The following is a 14657-nucleotide window of genomic DNA, read 5'->3' as shown; positions in this document are numbered from 1 at the left end:
ATGCGCAAACGCCACCTGCTCCCACTGCTCGGCGCAGCAGCCCTGGCACTGTCCACAATGGCCGTGCCGGTCGCGCAAGCGGCCAACGAGACCGTGAACGTCTGGCTCACCACGACCGACGACTCCCGGGGCGTGAACGTGACCCGTGGCCTGCAGCAGCAGGCGCCGGTCTCGTTCTCGGCCGGCACAGGCAGCGGTCAGCAGACGATCAACGTCAACGAGAACACCACATACCAGCAGTTCGAAGGCGGCGGCGCGTCGTTCACCGACACCGCGGCGTGGCTGATGAACTCCTCCGGCGCGCTGTCGGCGAGCACCCGCAGCTCGGTGATGCAGAAACTCTTCGACCCGGACAACGGGATCGGCCTGAGCTTCCTGCGCAACCCGATCGGCGCGTCGGACCTCGCCCGGTTCAGCTACACGTTCGACGACATGCCCGCCGGGCAGACCGACCCGAACCTCACCCACTTCTCGATCGCCCACGACCAGGCCGATGTGCTACCGCTGACGCAGCAGGCCAAGCAGCTCAACCCGCAGATGAAAATCATGGCGTCGCCGTGGAGCGCGCCGCCCTGGATGAAGGACAACGACAGCTACAACCTCGGCTGGGTGGAATCCCAGTACTACAACGCCTACGCCCAGTACTTCGTCAAGTACCTCCAGGCCTACCGCAGCGCCGGCGTGCCGATCGACTACCTCTCCGTGTCGAATGAACCGACGTGCTGCAACGGCTACCCGTCCACGAACTGGAACGGCTCCGGCCTGGCCTTCTTCACGAAGAACAACCTGCTGCCGGCACTGCACACCGCGGGGCTGCCCACGAAGGTCCTCGCGCTCGACTGGAACTGGGACCAGTACCAGGCGTACGCGGCACCGACCATGGACGACGCCGCGATCCGCAACGATCCGAACTTCGGCGGCATGGCGTGGCACGGATACGGCGGCAACGTCGCGCAGCAGACGACCGTGCACAACCAGTACCCGAACGTGAACGCGTACTCGACCGAGCACTCCGGCGGCACCTGGATCGCCAACCAGCAGGCCGAGGACATGAACAACATCATCGACTACACCCGCAACTGGAGCCGGTCGGTCACCAAGTGGAGCCTTGCCGTGGACCAGAACATGGGTCCGCACAACGGCGGCTGCGGCACATGCACCGGGCTCATCACCGTCCACAACGGAGACTCGCGCAGTGGGCAGGTCGACTACACCGTCGAGTACTACACGATGGGCCACCTCACCAAGTTCGTGAAGCCGGGCGCGGTGCGGATCGACTCGAACGACAACGCCACCGTGCGCAACGTCGCGTGGAAGAACCCGGACGGGTCCAAGGCGCTCATCGCGTACAACTCGGGCACGGGCAACCAGAGCGTGCGCGTGAACTGGGGCGGGCAGTCGTTCACCTACACGCTGCCGGGCCACACCTCGGCGACGTTCACGTGGAACGGCACGCAGGCGGGCGGGGGCACCACCACGCCGCCGACCGGCCGCACCGGCCAGATCACCGGGCTGGGCGGCAAGTGCCTCGACGTCGCGGGCGCCAACAGTGCCAACGGCACTGCCGTCGACCTCTACGACTGCAACGGCACGGGCGCCCAGCAGTGGACCATCGGCTCCGACGGCACGGTCCGCGCGCTCGGCAAGTGCCTCGACGTCAGCGCAGCGTCCACAACGGACGGTTCGAAAGTCCAGCTGTACGACTGCAACGGCACCGGCGCACAGCAATGGACGGCCAACTCGTCCCGCGACATCGTGAACACCGCCGCCAACAAGTGCCTCGACGTCACCGGAAACACCTCGGCCAACGGCACCCGCACGCAGATCTGGACGTGCACCGGCGCGGCCAACCAGAAGTGGACCGCACCGTAACCCTCCCCAGGAGTCCCCGATGAGAAGAAGAGTCCTCGCGGCGATCGGCGGCCTGCTCGCCGCCTCCGCCGTCACCCTGATCCCGGCCGACGCACAGGCGGCGACCGGACAGATCACCGGCCTCGGCGGCAAGTGCGTCGACGTCGCCGGCGCGAACAGCGCCAACGGTTCCGCCGTACAGCTCTACGGCTGCAACGGAACCACGGCACAGCAGTGGAACGTCGGCTCCGACGGCACGATCCGGGCCCTCGGCAAATGCCTCGACGTAGCCTCGGCGGCCACCACCGACGGGGCCAAAGTGCAGCTGTACGACTGCAACGGCACCGGCGCGCAGCAGTGGACGGTCAGCGCCGCCCACGACATCGTGAACACCGCGGCCAATAAGTGCCTTGATGCCACCGGCAACAGCTCCGCCGATGGCACCCGGCTGCAGATCTGGACGTGCTCCGGCACCGCCAACCAGAAGTGGACCGCGCCGTCCGGCGGCGGCGACACGACCCCGCCGCCTTCGGCCGGCGCGATGGCCGTGGCCCCGTACATCTACAACGGCTGGGGCGCGCCGCCGAATCCGACCACGATCATGAACGCGACGGGAGTGAAGTGGTTCACGCTGGCGTTCGTGCTGTCGAACGGCTACTGCAACCCGCAGTGGGACGGCGCGCGTGCCCTCACCGGCGGCGTGGACCAGGGCACGATCAACACCGTGCGCGGCGCGGGCGGCGACGTGATCCCGTCGTTCGGCGGTTACAGCGGCAACAAACTGGAGTCCTCGTGCGGCAGCGCGGGTGAGCTCGCGTCGGCGTACCAGAAGGTGATCAACGCCTACGGCCTCAAGGCGATCGACATCGACATCGAGGCTGACGCCTACAGCAACCCGACGGTGCAGCAGCGCACCGTCGACGCGCTGAAGACCGTGCGCGCCAACAACCCGGGCATCAAGATCTACGTCACGTTCGGCACGGGCACCAGCGGCCCGGACTCGAGCCTCGTCAACCGCGCGGCGCAGTCCGGCTTCGCGGCCGACGGCTGGGTCATCATGCCGTTCGACTTCGGCGGCGCCGGGCAGAACATGGGCACCCTCACCACGCGTGCGGCCGAGGGCCTGAAGAACGTCGTCAAGAACGCCTTCGGCTACACCGACGACAACGCCTACCGGCACATGGGCATCTCGTCCATGAACGGCATCACCGACCAGAACGAGACGGTGACTGTGGCGGACTTCACCACCATCCTGGGTTACGCGAACCAGCACCACCTGTCGCGACTGACGTTCTGGTCGGCCAACCGCGACCGGCCGTGCACGGGTGGTCCGGACGACAGCTGCTCGAAGGTCTCGCAGCAGCCGTGGGACTACACCAAGGTGTTCGCCCGGTACGCGGGCTGAGGATCCGAAGTGGACTGACCCGCGGTACTGATCCGGCCAAAAGTGGGCCGACCCCCCGCGCGCCACGTAGCCGTTGCTACGAAGGCATTCGGCCGTGGCTGTGGTCGGATTTGCAACGATCGGCGCAGTACGCAACGGCGGACCGTGATCTCCCCCCGGGGACCACGGTTCGCCGTTGCTCCACCATCTCCACCATCTCCTGGCCACGCACGCCGGATCGGGCCTGGGGGCGACCATCCCGATTCGGTCTTCGCGAAGGCGCCCACACCCCGTCTGGGGGTTCCGGGGCCTGGGGTGCCATCGCTTCACGCGACCTGCTGAAGACGTTAATCAGGTGTCCGCGATCTTGACACCACCCAGACTACGGACGACCCGAACGGCCACAATCGGGTGCCCATCCGCACGAAAGCACGCTATGTAAGCAAGTGCTTCATCCCTTTTCCGACGGAAGTAGTGCCGTTCCTGCGTCGCGGACGCGCAACCCATGGCAAACGTTTTCCATGGCGCAGCACACACTTTTCCGTTGGGTCACGGCGATTTTCGGGCCCCTGACACGGATCCCGCCCCGGGCGCGAAACCGCGGGCAGTCCGGTTTGGACCACCACAGTGAGCTACCGACTCGCGCCGTCCGCCGAACGCTCCGAGTACGCCTCGACGAGCTGCGCTTCGGCGTCGGAGAGGTAAGCCGCGAGCAGTTTCTCCGCGCGCCGGCCGTCCCCTTCCCCGAGCGGCCCGAGCAGTTCGCGGTTGCGCGGCAGGTAGCGCTCGTGGAACCGCCGCGGGTCGGCCATCACGTGGAACACCAGCCGCAGCTCGGCCGTGAGGCCCTGCATCAGCTCGACCACGCGCTCGCTCCCGGTCAACGCGACGAGCTCGCTGTGGAACCGGATGTTCGCCGTGCCGAGGTCCTGCCAACGGCCGGTTTCGGCCGCTTCGTCACCCTCGGCGACCGTGGCCGTGATCTTGTCGTAGGACGCCGGCCGCTCGGTGATCCCGCGGACCGCGGCGCACTCGACGAGCTTGCGGACGCGGTAGATGTCGCGCACATCGTCGACCGTCGGCACGCGGACGAAGACGCCGCGGTTGAGCTCGTGGGTGAGCAGCCGCTCATGCGTGAGCAGGCGGAATGACTCGCGCAGCGTGTTGCGCGAGACGCCCAGCGCGTTGCCGATGTCCTGCTCCGACAGCCGGCTGCCGGGCAGGAAGAAGCCTTCGGCGATGCGCGTGCGCAGCACTCCGGCGACCCGCTCCGCTGTGCTCGTGCGGCTCAGCAGACCGCGGTCGGCTTCCAGGCCCAGCGGGCTCTCGTCGGTGACCACGTCGCCCAGCGTAGCCGCAGGGTTGAGAACAATAAAATGAGAGACTTGTGGAATTGTTGAACGATCCGTACGGTGACTGCCATGTGACTCGTGCCACTATGAGACTCTCCCTGCGAGGTACCCATGAACACGAACGTGACAGCAGGCACCACGAGTGCGGCCCGGCCGTTCGAGTGGTTCCGCTCCCTCGGACCCAAGGGCAAGCGCGCCTTCTTCGCCGCCTTCGGCGGTTACGGGCTCGACTCCTTCGACTACCAGACCCTGCCGTTCGGTCTGGCCGCCATCACGGCGTACTTCGGCATCTCCTCGGGCGAGGCCGGCCTGCTCAGCACGACCACACTGGTCGTCTCCGCGATCGGCGGCATCGGCGCCGGCGTGCTGGCCGACCGCATCGGCCGTGTCCGCACCCTGCAGCTGACCATCGCGCTGTACACGGTCTTCACGGTGCTCTGCGGTTTCGCACCGAACTTCGAGACGCTGCTGGTGTTCCGCGGCCTGCAGGGCCTCGGCTTCGGTGGCGAGTGGGCCGTCGGCGCCGCGCTGGTCGCCGAGTACTGCTCCGCGCGCTACCGCGGCCGGACCGTCGCGTTCGTGCAGAGCGCATGGGCCGTGGGCTGGGGCCTGCTGGTGATCGTCTACACCGTGCTGTTCAGCGTGCTCGACGACGCCGTCGCGTGGCGCGTGCTGTTCTGGGTCGGTGTGCTGCCGGCGCTGCTCGTGCTGTGGGTGCGCCGCCGCGTGACCGACGCCGAGCATGTGACCGAACGCCGCCTGACGACTCTCAAGATCAAGGCGAGCAGTTCGCTCGCGGGCATCTTCCGCCCCGGCTTGCTGCGCACCACGCTCTTCGCGGCGCTGCTCGCGACCGGTGTCCAGGGCGGGTACTACACGCTGTTCACGTGGATGCCCCAGTACCTCAAGACCTCCCGCGGCCTGTCCGTGGTCGGCACCGGCGGGTACTTCGCGCTGCTGATCCCCGGCGCGTTCATCGGCTACGTCTGCGGCGGGTACCTCGCGGACCTGTTGGGGCGCAAGCGAACCTTCCTGCTGTTCTCCGTGCTGTCGGCGGCGCTGATCGTGCTGTTCGTACAGCTGCCCTACGGCGCCAACGGCCTCATGCTGCTGATCAGCTTCCCGCTGGGCTTCTCGACGTCGGCGATCTTCAGCGGCTTCGGCGCGTACCTCGCGGAGCTGTACCCGACGGAGGTCCGGGCGACGGGCCAGGGCTTCACGTACAACTTCGGGCGCGCGGTGGGCGCCGCGTTCCCCGCGGTGGTCGGGTTCATGGGCGCGGGCGGCGCGATCGCGCTCGGCGCCGTCGGGTACGCGATCGCCGCGCTCGCGTTGCTGGGCCTGCCCGAAACCCGCGGACGGGAACTGACCGGGATCGGGTCATGACCACGTTCCGCGACCCCGCCACGCTGACGCCCGCCGAGGCCCGCGCGCTCTTCCGCGCGGGCACCGAGCGGCCGACCGAGGGCTGGGCGCGGGGCTACGCGCAGGCCAACCTGATCGCCGTGCCGCAGGACTGGGCCGACGACGTGCTGCTGTTCTGCGCGCGCAACCCGCGCGCGTGCCCGGTGCTCGACGTCAGCCGGCCCGGCGACCCGGGCTCGCGGCTTGCGCCGGGCGCCGACCTGCGTACCGATCTGCCGCGCTACCGCGTGTGGCACAACGGGGTGCTGACCGGCGAGGTCGGCGACGCGACGGGCCTGTGGCGCAGCGACATGGTGGCGTTCTCGATCGGCTGCACCTACTCGTTCGAGGCGCCGCTGGTCGCGGGCGGCGTGCCCCTGCGGAACCTGACGCAGGGGCGCGGCGTGGCGATGTACGTGACCGACCGGCCGTGCACGCCGGCCGGGCGGCTGCACGGACCGCTGGTGGTGACGATGCGGCCGGTCCCGGCCGAACTGCTCGACGAGGCCGTGCGGATCACCTCCGCGTCGCCCTCGCTGCCCGGCACCCCGGTGCACGTCGGCGATCCGGGCGCACTGGGCATCGCGGACCTGGCGCGGCCCGACTTCGGCGACGCCGTGGACCTGGAACCCGGTGACGTGCCGGTGTTCTGGGCCTGCGGCGTCACCCCCCAGGCGGCGGTGATGGCTTCGCGGCCACCGTTCGCCATCACGCACGCGCCGGGGTACATGTTCTTGACAGACCAACGCGAGACGGGAGAGACATGGATCTGAACAGTGATCTCGGCGAAGGCTTCGGCGCGTGGCGGATGGGCGACGACGAGGCGATGCTCGACATCGTGACCAGCGCGAACATCGCGTGCGGCTTCCACGCGGGCGACCCCGGCGTGATGCGGCGGGTGTGCGCCCGCGCGGCCGAGCGGGGCGTGACGATCGGGGCGCACGTGGGATACCGCGACCTCGCCGGCTTCGGCCGCCGGGCGCTGGACATCTCGCCCGCGGACCTCACGGACGACGTGCTGTACCAAATCGGCGCGTTGGACGCTTTCGCGCGGGCTGCGGGGTCTTCGGTGAAGTACGTGAAGGCGCACGGTGCGCTGTACAACACAGCGGCGGTGGATCCGGCGCAGGCGGCGGCGCTCGTGGAGGGCGTGCGGCAGTTCGGCACCGGGTTGGCGCTGTTGTGTCCGCCGGACTCGGAGATGCTGCGCGCGGCTTCGGCGGCCGGGGTGACGGGGTACGCGGAGGCGTTCGCGGACCGGGCTTACACGCCGGAGGGGCAGCTCGTGTCGCGCAAGCTGCCGGGTGCGGTGCTGCACGACGCCGACCAGGTCGCCGCACGGGCCACGGCCATGGCGACGACGGGTTCGGTGCTCGATGTGGCCGGCGGGAAGCTCGACCTGCAGGCGGTTTCCCTTTGTGTGCACGGTGATACGCCGGGGGCCGTGGACATCGCGCGGCGGATTCGCGCTTCGTTGGCGGAGGCGGGGGTCGCGGTGGAGTCGTTCGTGTGATGGCCGTGTTGCCGTACGGCGGTTCCGCGGTTCTCGTCGAGGCTCAGGACGTGCTCGGGTTGCAGGCGGCGTTGGAGGCGGATCTGCCGGCCGGGGTGGTGGAGCTGGTGCCGGCCGCGCGGACGCTGTTGGTGCGGTTCGATCCCGCGGTGGTGGAGGTGGCTTCGTTGACGCGGTTGTTGTCTTCGGTGTCCACAGTGGATGTTGTCACCGGCTCTTCGGGTGCTGTCACCGTGCCGGTGCGGTACGACGGGGCGGATCTCGCCGATGTCGCGGAGGCTTCGGGGTTGTCGGTGCGGGAGGTCGTGTCCTTGCACAGCTCGGCTTCGTACGTGGTGTCGTTCTGCGGCTTCGCGCCGGGCTTCGCTTACATGACGGGCCTGGATCCCGCACTGCACCTGCCGCGCCGTTCCGTGCCGCGCACCCGCGTGCCCGCCGGTTCGGTCGCCATCGCGGGCGAGTACTCGGCCGTCTACCCCCGCCCGTCGCCCGGCGGCTGGCACCTGGTGGGAACGACTTCGCTGCCGGTCTGGGACGTCGAGCGCGACCCGCCCAACCGGCTCACGCCGGGCACGCGCGTGCGGTTCGAGGCGGTGTGATGACCGGGAAGGTGGAAGTGCTCGCGACCGGTCCCTTCGCGACCGTTCAAGACCTGGGCCGGCCCGGTCTCGCCGCCGTCGGGGTCGGGCGGTCGGGGGCGGCGGACCGTTCGTCGTTGCGGCTGGCGAACCGGCTGGTCGGCAATCCCGAGACGCACGCGGCCCTGGAAGTGACGCTCGGCGGGTTGCGGCTGAGGGTCTCCGAAGCCGCGTTGGTCGCCGTCACAGGGGCGGAGGTCGAGGTGCGGGCCGGGCGGCGGGCGGCTGCTCCGAACGGACCCATCGTGCTGCAGGCGGGCGAGGAGCTGGTGCTGGGCACGGCCACCCGCGGCCTGCGCTGCTACGTCGCCGTCCGCGGCGGTTTCGACGTGCAGCCTGTGCTCGGCGCGCGGGCCACCGACACCATGGGCGGGCTCGGGCCGCCGCCCCTGGCTCCGGGCATGACCCTTCCGGTCGGGGACGTCGTCGCCGGGCAGCCGGTCGTCGACCTGGCTCCGCTGGCCCGGCTTTCGGAAGAACCGGTCCTGCGCGTCACCCCCGGGCCGCGCCTCGACTGGTTCACCCGGACCGCACTGTCCACTTTGGTCACCTCCCGCTACACGGTGACCGCCGACCTCGACCGCGTCGGCGTCCGCCTCGACGGGCCGCCGCTCGACCGCGCTCGCTCCGGCGAGCTGCCGCCGGAAGCCGCCGTGCCGGGCGCACTGCAGGTGCCGCCCTCGGGCGTGCCGATCCTGTTCCTCGCCGACCACCCCGTGACCGGCGGTTATCCCGTGCCCGCCGTCGTCCGCGAGCCCGACCTCGACGTCGCCGCACAGCTGCGGCCTGGTCAGCGCGTGCGCTTCGCGCTGAGCCGCGAAGGCTGACACCAGGCAGAACACCGCCAGTGGCACCTCGAGCACCGCCATCGCCACCGACGCCGCGACGTCCGGCCCGGCCGTGGTCACGTCGAACCACGCATCGACCAGCAGGAGCGCCCCCGTGGCGGCCGCGGGGGCCGGCGCGCGGCGATCGCCGCGCAGCAGCCACCAGCCCGTGAGCAGCAGGCCGACCGACTCCAGCACGTCGAGCCCCACCCACGCGAGCCGCCAGTGCTGCGCCGCATACGTGTCGGGCAGAGTCGCGGCCAAGATTCCCAGCCACGGCAGCAATCCCGCTCCGGCGAGCGCCGGCACCCAACCCCTCTTCATGACTTCCCCCTTCGTCCCGGCCAGGCTAGCCAATTGCAGAGACTTTTTGCAAACTTTTTCTGCAATGGTTCTCTGCACTACGCTGAGTGGCATGGCGGAACCACCGGAACAGCGGGTCCTCACCGGCCCCGACCTCAAGGCCCTCCAGAAGGCACTGGCCAACCCGGTGCGCCGCGACATCCTCGGCTACCTGGGCAAACACGGCGAAGCGAATTCGACGAGCGTCGCCAAGGCGCTCGGCGAGAGCACCGGCACCACGAGCTACCACCTGCGCAAGCTCGCCGAGCAGAAGCTGATCGCCGAGATCGAGGAGCGCTCGGCGGGCCGCGAACGGTGGTGGCGCTCGATGATGACCAACATCTACACGCCGCCCGGCCTCGAACTGACCGACGACGAGCGCACGGCCGCCACGCAGATCGGCGCGCTGAAGATGAGCCACGACCTCGACCTCGTCGTCCGCGCGTACGCCGGCTACGACAGTTCGGAAGGCTGGAACCAGATCTACCGGGCCGGACTCACGCTCACCAAAGACCAGGTGGAAGCGTTTGCGACCGACTTCCGGGCGCTGCTGTGGAAGTACACGACCGAAGCGGAGCCAGGCGCGCGGGACATGGCCATCCGGCTCGTCGTACTCCCGGAGGACAACCTCACAAACCCGACACCCGCAACGTCAGATTGAGCCGCCCCGTCAGGCCCAGCGCCGGGTCGGCCGTACCGGGCAGGGTGCGTGGCACGCCGTGGTACGCCAGCCGCGAGGGGCCGCCGAAGACGAACAGGTCACCGGAGCGCAGCTCGATGTCCGTATAGGGCCGGTTGCGGTTCTCGGTGTTGCCGAAGCGGAAGACGCACGTGTCGCCGAGGCTCAGAGACACGACCGGCTCCAGGGAGCGCTCGTCCTTGTCCTGGTGCTGGCCCATTTTGGCCGCGGCGTCGTAGTAGTTCACAAGGGCGACGTCGGGGTCATAGCCGGCGTGGTCGCCGTACGCCGAGGCCACCGCGCGCCGGCCGAGGTCGCCGAGCCAGGGCGGGAACAGTTCCACCGGCGAGCCGTCCTCACGGGCGCGGGAATAGCGGTACGGGAGCCAGTGCCAGCCGAGGCAGACCATGCGGACGGACATCACGCCGCCGCTGGGCAGGCGGGTCTGGCGGTAGCCGCGCCAGCCACGGCAGGCCTCGACGAGCGAGCGCTGTTCGTCGAGGTCGAGCCAGTCGGGGACGTGGACCGCGCCAGGCGCGAGTTCGACCCGGGGACGTGGCAGCAGTTCCATCGCGAGCATTGTCGCAAACTGTTCGGCCAGAGGAGAGCGGCAGACCGCAGGAGCCACCCGAAGGTTCCTGGGGGGCTCCTGCGGCGGCACCCCTCGCCGTAACCGCCGCTTTGACACTCCCACACTCGTGTGTCACAGACCAGGTGTCGATCAGCTACAAGATGGACACGTGACGCGACGACCAAGAACTATCACGCTGCGTCACCCGAAAGCGGCCTACACGAACTCGACCACAGTCACGCCGGCGCGCGCGGGCACGGGGTCGTTCATCGCGGCCAGCGCGGCCGGCACGTCGTCGAGGCCGATCCGGGTGCCGATCAGGCCCGCGAGGTCGATGCCCGACCGCTCGACCACGCTCAGCAGCTCCGGGTACTCGTGCGCCTGAAGGCCGTGGATGCCCACGATCTCCAGCTCACCGCCGATCACGCGGTGCATCGGGATCGGCGCGACGCCCTGCGCGGGCGGCATCAGGCCCGCCTGCACGTGCCGGCCGCGTTTGCGCAGGCTGCCGACTGACGCGGCGCACGTGGCCGGCGAGCCCAGGCAGTCGAGCGACACGTGGGTACCGCCGCCGGTCAGCGACCGGACGTGCTCGGCGAGCGCCTCCGGCCCCTCGAACGCGCCCGCGTCCACGCTCAGCACCGCGCCCGAACGCTCGGCGAGCGCCCGCGCGGCCGGCGAGACGTCCACGGCCACGACCTTCGCGCCCACCGCCGCGGCCAGCAGCACGGCGGAGATCCCGACACCGCCGCAGCCGTAGACCGAAACCCACTGGCCGGCGCGCACGCCGCCCTGCCGCAGCACCGCGCGGAACGCTGTGCCGAAGCGGCAGCCGAGCGCGGCCGCCTCCGCCGCCGACATCGCTTCCGGCAGCGCGACGAGGTTGGCCTGCGCGTGCTCGATCGCGACGAGCTCCGCGAACGACCCCCAATGGGTGGCGCCCGGCTGGAACTCGTCGTCGCAGATCTGCTGGTCACCGCGCGCACACTGCGCACAGCTACCGCACGCGCACACGAACGGCACCGTCACGCGCGCGCCGATCTCCCAGCCGCGCACGCCCGCACCGACCGCCGCGATCCGCCCCGCCAGCTCGTGGCCGGCGACGTGCGGCAGCTTCACGGCCTCGTCGTGGCCCTGCCACGTGTGCCAGTCGCTGCGGCACACCCCCGTGGCGTCCACCGCGATCACCACCCCACCGGGCGGCGCCACCGGATCCGGCACCTCGACCACCTGGGGCAGCACCCCGAATTGCTCAATCACGACCGCACGCATGGGATTGATCGTAAGAGAGGCAGCAGTCCCTCTCGCGCCCCGCTCGGCTCGCTCCAGCCGCGCGCTCGCGCCCTGCTCGGGTTGCTCCAGCCGCGCGCTTCCGCCCTGCCCAAGCCATCAAACCCAGCCCCGGCGCGAGATCGCGCCGGTTTCTGGATTGGGTGGCGCGATCGGCCGCCAGGCCGATCCGGCCGTTCGATCCAGGAGCCGGCTCAAAGGCGATCTCGCACGCCTCGGCGAAGCCGAGGCAGACAACACGGCTTATCGGTGCTGAGCGCGCGAGCGCGAAGGACCGAGAAGCCGCCTCAGGGAATTCGGCGGGACACCCAGGATGTCTTCCAGATTCCTTAGGGCCTGCAACGATTCCGGCCGCTCCGGGCGGCACCGCCCCGACTGCCAGTGGCTCAATGTCGCGAGACTCAGGGAAGTTCCCCTGCCACGCAAGCGATATCTGATCCTGTCCAGTCCCAGCCCCCTCGCCCTGATTGCCGCTCGCAGGGCGTCTGCGAACGGACCGGCCTCGAGCAGCCGCCCGAGATCCCGTTCCGCCGTTTCCGCCCTGTCCATCGTCGACGTTCGCTGACCGGTCATCGCACACGCTCCGAACCATGTCGCTTCCCGAAACTTCGGAGCGTAGGCCGGAGTCCGCATGATCGGAAGGGCACTCACCCGCCTGCGGGGAGAGAACGAGCGATCTCCGCAAAGGGTTCTGCGTAGCCGGAATTGACGGTGACGTAGGAAATCCCCCACCGTTCGCGCCACCGGAGAAGAGTTTCCTGTGCTGCAGATGGGTTTTCCGGCAGAACCGTGACTGCGCCGGCAGCGGCGAGCTCGGGCACGTCGGCACCGGTGTACTTCGCGATCTGCGGCGCCGGCGCATTTCCGACGGCAATCAAGTTCACCGAAAGTTCGATGTCGGCGAATCGCGTGCCCGCCATTTCGCGGAAGTTGTCCACAATAGAATCGGCTTCGGATTCCGTGGTCCGGGGTGCCCAGGACAGAGTGACCACATCGGCCTCGCGCGCGGCGAGCGCGAGCATCTTCGGCCCGCCGCCGGCGAGCAGCAGCCGCGGCCGCTCGGGCGTCTCCTTCAGGAACGCGATGGTGTCGGCCAGGCGCGCGATGCGCTCACCCGGCGAGGCGAACTCCCGGCCGAGGCCGCGTGCGAACGCACCGGCACCGGGCCGCCCGACGCCAAGGCCGAGCTCGAACCGGCCGCCCGTCACGCGGTGCAACGTGGACACCTGCCAGCCGAGCTGGCGGGCGTCGCGGAACGGGTCGGCGAGCACGAAGGTGCCCAGCGTGAGGCGGCTGGTGACCGCGGCAGCCGCGGGCACGAGCGTGAGCGGGTCGGCGTCGCCGACGGGGTCGGTGGCGAGCAGGGTGTCGAGGCCGAGCTCCTCGATCCGGCGGGCCTGGTCGGTCCAGGCCTTGAGGTCGGGGGCGTATCCGGCGACGATCCCGAAGCGGAACGGTTTGATGGTCATGGCGACCATGGTCGGCGCCGGCGGGGGTAGCCCACATCCGCCGAGGAGCGACACCGGCGCGTACGCCCGTCAGCGCAGCGGCTCAGCCTCAGCGCACGGCGACAGACAGCGCTTGCGCGATCTCCTTGCCGATCGCGTGCGTCGCCGCGTCCGGCGGCTGGCCCACCTTCACGACCATCGGCCCGCCGAACGGCTGGCGCTCCACCACCTCGATGCGCTCACCCAGGCCGATGGCGTGCTCGGTGAGGTAGCGCAGCAGCTCCGGGTCCGTGTCCCACACGCGCACGATCTCGCCGACGGCGCCGGGCGGCAGGTCGTCCAGGATGCGCATCGGCACCTCCTCGACGCTGCCGTCGGGGGCCGGGATGGGGTCGCCGTGCGGGTCGCGCAGGGGGTTGCCGAGCTTGGCGGCGATGCGCTCGACCAGCCGATCGGACACCGCGTGCTCCAGCGCGTCGGCCTCCGAGTGGACCTCGTCCCAGGTGTAGCCCAGCTCGGAGACGAGGTAAGTCTCGATCAGCCGGTGCCGGCGCAGCACCGAGCGTGCCAGCAGTCGCCCCTCGGCGGTCAGCTCGATACCCCGGTAGGGCACGTGGGCCACCAGCCCGAGCTGCGAAAGCTTCGTGACCATGCCCGACGCCGACGACGGGCTCACCTCGAGCCGTCCCGCCAGCGTCGCATTGGTCACGGCCTCACCGCGCTCGACGAGCCCGTAGATCACGCGCACGTAGTCCTCGACCGACGACGACCTCCGGACGGAACCATCTTCCATACCGCATACGATACGGGCTCACCCCTCACCGTCCGGACGCCGTGGGGCGCCCGAATGTGGTTCAACGCTGAACGACTCGGTCCGGACCAGCGTGGTCCGGACAGCGGCACTCACGGCCGCCAGCGGTACCGGATCCAGCCTGGCACGGGCTCCGCGCCCAGCTGCGTGTAGAAGGCCTCGGCCTTCTCGTTGCTCGCCTGCATGTCCCACTCGACGCGGCCGGTGGTGCGCGAACGCAGCTCGTCGAGCAGCTCGCGGCCCAGCCCGTGGCGGCGGTGTTCGGGGCGGATGAACAGGTCGTCGAGCCAGATCCCCGGCCGCGCTTCCCACGTCGAGAAGTTCCAGCTGCAGAACGCGAAGCCCGCGACCACGTCCGGGCGGTCCGGCAGCGTCGCGAGGACGACCCACGCCTTGGGCTCGGGCCCGAACAGGTACCCGCTCATCTCGGCGCGGTCGAGTTTCAGGTCGTGCTTGTCCTCGTACACGGCGTGCTCTTCGATGAGCGCGCAGATCTCTTCGGCGTCTTCGAAGACGGCGTCGCGGACGGGCATGCGAGGAACCCCAA

Annotated in this window: 15 protein-coding genes; 8 read left to right on the top strand and 7 right to left on the bottom strand. The window is 69.9% G+C overall.

Annotation, left to right across the window (positions count from 1 at the left end; all coding sequences use genetic code 11):
- Together ABZU76_RS28500 and ABZU76_RS28495 are read left to right on the top strand one after the other, a co-directional pair.
- Complete coding sequence (locus ABZU76_RS28500) at positions 1-1872, top strand: ricin-type beta-trefoil lectin domain protein (RefSeq protein ID WP_354874836.1); 1872 nt, start codon at positions 1-3, stop codon at positions 1870-1872.
- A 19-nt stretch (positions 1873-1891) separates the two neighbouring features.
- Positions 1892-3256: a ricin-type beta-trefoil lectin domain protein gene (locus tag ABZU76_RS28495; protein WP_354874834.1), complete on the top strand. Its 1365-nt coding sequence runs from the start codon at positions 1892-1894 to the stop codon at positions 3254-3256.
- 611 nt (positions 3257-3867) lie between these two features.
- Here the strand turns inward: ABZU76_RS28495 and ABZU76_RS28490 are convergent.
- A complete protein-coding gene (locus ABZU76_RS28490) occupies positions 3868-4575 on the bottom strand; it encodes a GntR family transcriptional regulator (protein WP_354874832.1) in 708 nt (235 codons plus the stop codon).
- A gap of 123 nt (positions 4576-4698) precedes the next feature.
- On the opposite strand from ABZU76_RS28490, the gene ABZU76_RS28485 reads away from it, so the two are divergent.
- From ABZU76_RS28485 to ABZU76_RS28460, 6 genes are all read left to right on the top strand, one after another.
- On the top strand, positions 4699-5973 hold the full coding sequence (locus ABZU76_RS28485) for an MFS transporter (protein ID WP_354874830.1): 1275 nt from the start codon (positions 4699-4701) through the stop codon (positions 5971-5973).
- Positions 5970-6764, top strand: coding sequence for a putative hydro-lyase (locus ABZU76_RS28480; RefSeq protein WP_354874828.1), 795 nt, complete (start codon positions 5970-5972; stop codon positions 6762-6764). Before ABZU76_RS28485 ends, ABZU76_RS28480 begins: the two co-directional genes overlap by 4 nt.
- Entirely contained in the window at positions 6755-7504 is a 750-nt protein-coding gene (locus tag ABZU76_RS28475; protein ID WP_354874827.1) for a 5-oxoprolinase subunit PxpA, read from the top strand. Before ABZU76_RS28480 ends, ABZU76_RS28475 begins: the two co-directional genes overlap by 10 nt.
- Complete coding sequence (gene pxpB / locus ABZU76_RS28470; RefSeq protein ID WP_354874825.1) at positions 7504-8103, top strand: 5-oxoprolinase subunit PxpB; 600 nt, start codon at positions 7504-7506, stop codon at positions 8101-8103. Before ABZU76_RS28475 ends, pxpB begins: the two co-directional genes overlap by 1 nt.
- A complete protein-coding gene (locus ABZU76_RS28465; protein WP_354874823.1) occupies positions 8103-8969 on the top strand; it encodes a biotin-dependent carboxyltransferase family protein in 867 nt (288 codons plus the stop codon). The genes pxpB and ABZU76_RS28465 overlap by 1 nt, the downstream gene beginning before the upstream one ends.
- Positions 8970-9384: 415 nt before the next feature.
- On the top strand, positions 9385-9972 hold the full coding sequence (locus ABZU76_RS28460) for a helix-turn-helix domain-containing protein (protein ID WP_354874821.1): 588 nt from the start codon (positions 9385-9387) through the stop codon (positions 9970-9972).
- Here ABZU76_RS28460 and ABZU76_RS28455 read toward each other — a convergent pair.
- From ABZU76_RS28455 to ABZU76_RS28430, 6 genes are all read right to left on the bottom strand, one after another.
- Positions 9941-10561: an alpha-ketoglutarate-dependent dioxygenase AlkB gene (locus ABZU76_RS28455; RefSeq protein ID WP_354874819.1), complete on the bottom strand. Its 621-nt coding sequence runs from the start codon at positions 10559-10561 to the stop codon at positions 9941-9943. The genes ABZU76_RS28460 and ABZU76_RS28455 overlap by 32 nt on opposite strands.
- Before the next feature lie 216 nt (positions 10562-10777).
- Positions 10778-11833 carry an alcohol dehydrogenase catalytic domain-containing protein gene (locus ABZU76_RS28450; protein ID WP_354874817.1) on the bottom strand — a complete coding sequence of 352 codons (1056 nt, stop codon included), beginning with the start codon at positions 11831-11833 and terminating at the stop codon, positions 10778-10780.
- Between the two features lie 261 nt (positions 11834-12094).
- Complete coding sequence (locus ABZU76_RS28445) at positions 12095-12424, bottom strand: transcriptional regulator (RefSeq protein ID WP_354874815.1); 330 nt, start codon at positions 12422-12424, stop codon at positions 12095-12097.
- Between the two features lie 74 nt (positions 12425-12498).
- Positions 12499-13320 carry an LLM class flavin-dependent oxidoreductase gene (locus tag ABZU76_RS28440; protein ID WP_354874813.1) on the bottom strand — a complete coding sequence of 274 codons (822 nt, stop codon included), beginning with the start codon at positions 13318-13320 and terminating at the stop codon, positions 12499-12501.
- Between the two features lie 88 nt (positions 13321-13408).
- Positions 13409-14092 (bottom strand): metal-dependent transcriptional regulator, encoded by a 684-nt coding sequence (locus ABZU76_RS28435; RefSeq protein WP_354874811.1) that lies wholly within the window; start codon positions 14090-14092, stop codon positions 13409-13411.
- 110 nt (positions 14093-14202) lie between these two features.
- On the bottom strand, positions 14203-14643 hold the full coding sequence (locus ABZU76_RS28430) for a GNAT family N-acetyltransferase (protein ID WP_220244535.1): 441 nt from the start codon (positions 14641-14643) through the stop codon (positions 14203-14205).
- Between the last annotated feature and the right edge of the window lie 14 nt (positions 14644-14657).

This window comes from Amycolatopsis sp. NPDC005232 (assembly GCF_040607795.1).
In the GTDB taxonomy this organism is placed as follows: Bacteria; Actinomycetota; Actinomycetes; order Mycobacteriales; family Pseudonocardiaceae; genus Amycolatopsis.
The sequence above is the reverse complement of the archived record's forward strand: the minus strand, read 5'-3'. Positions and strand labels throughout refer to the sequence as shown.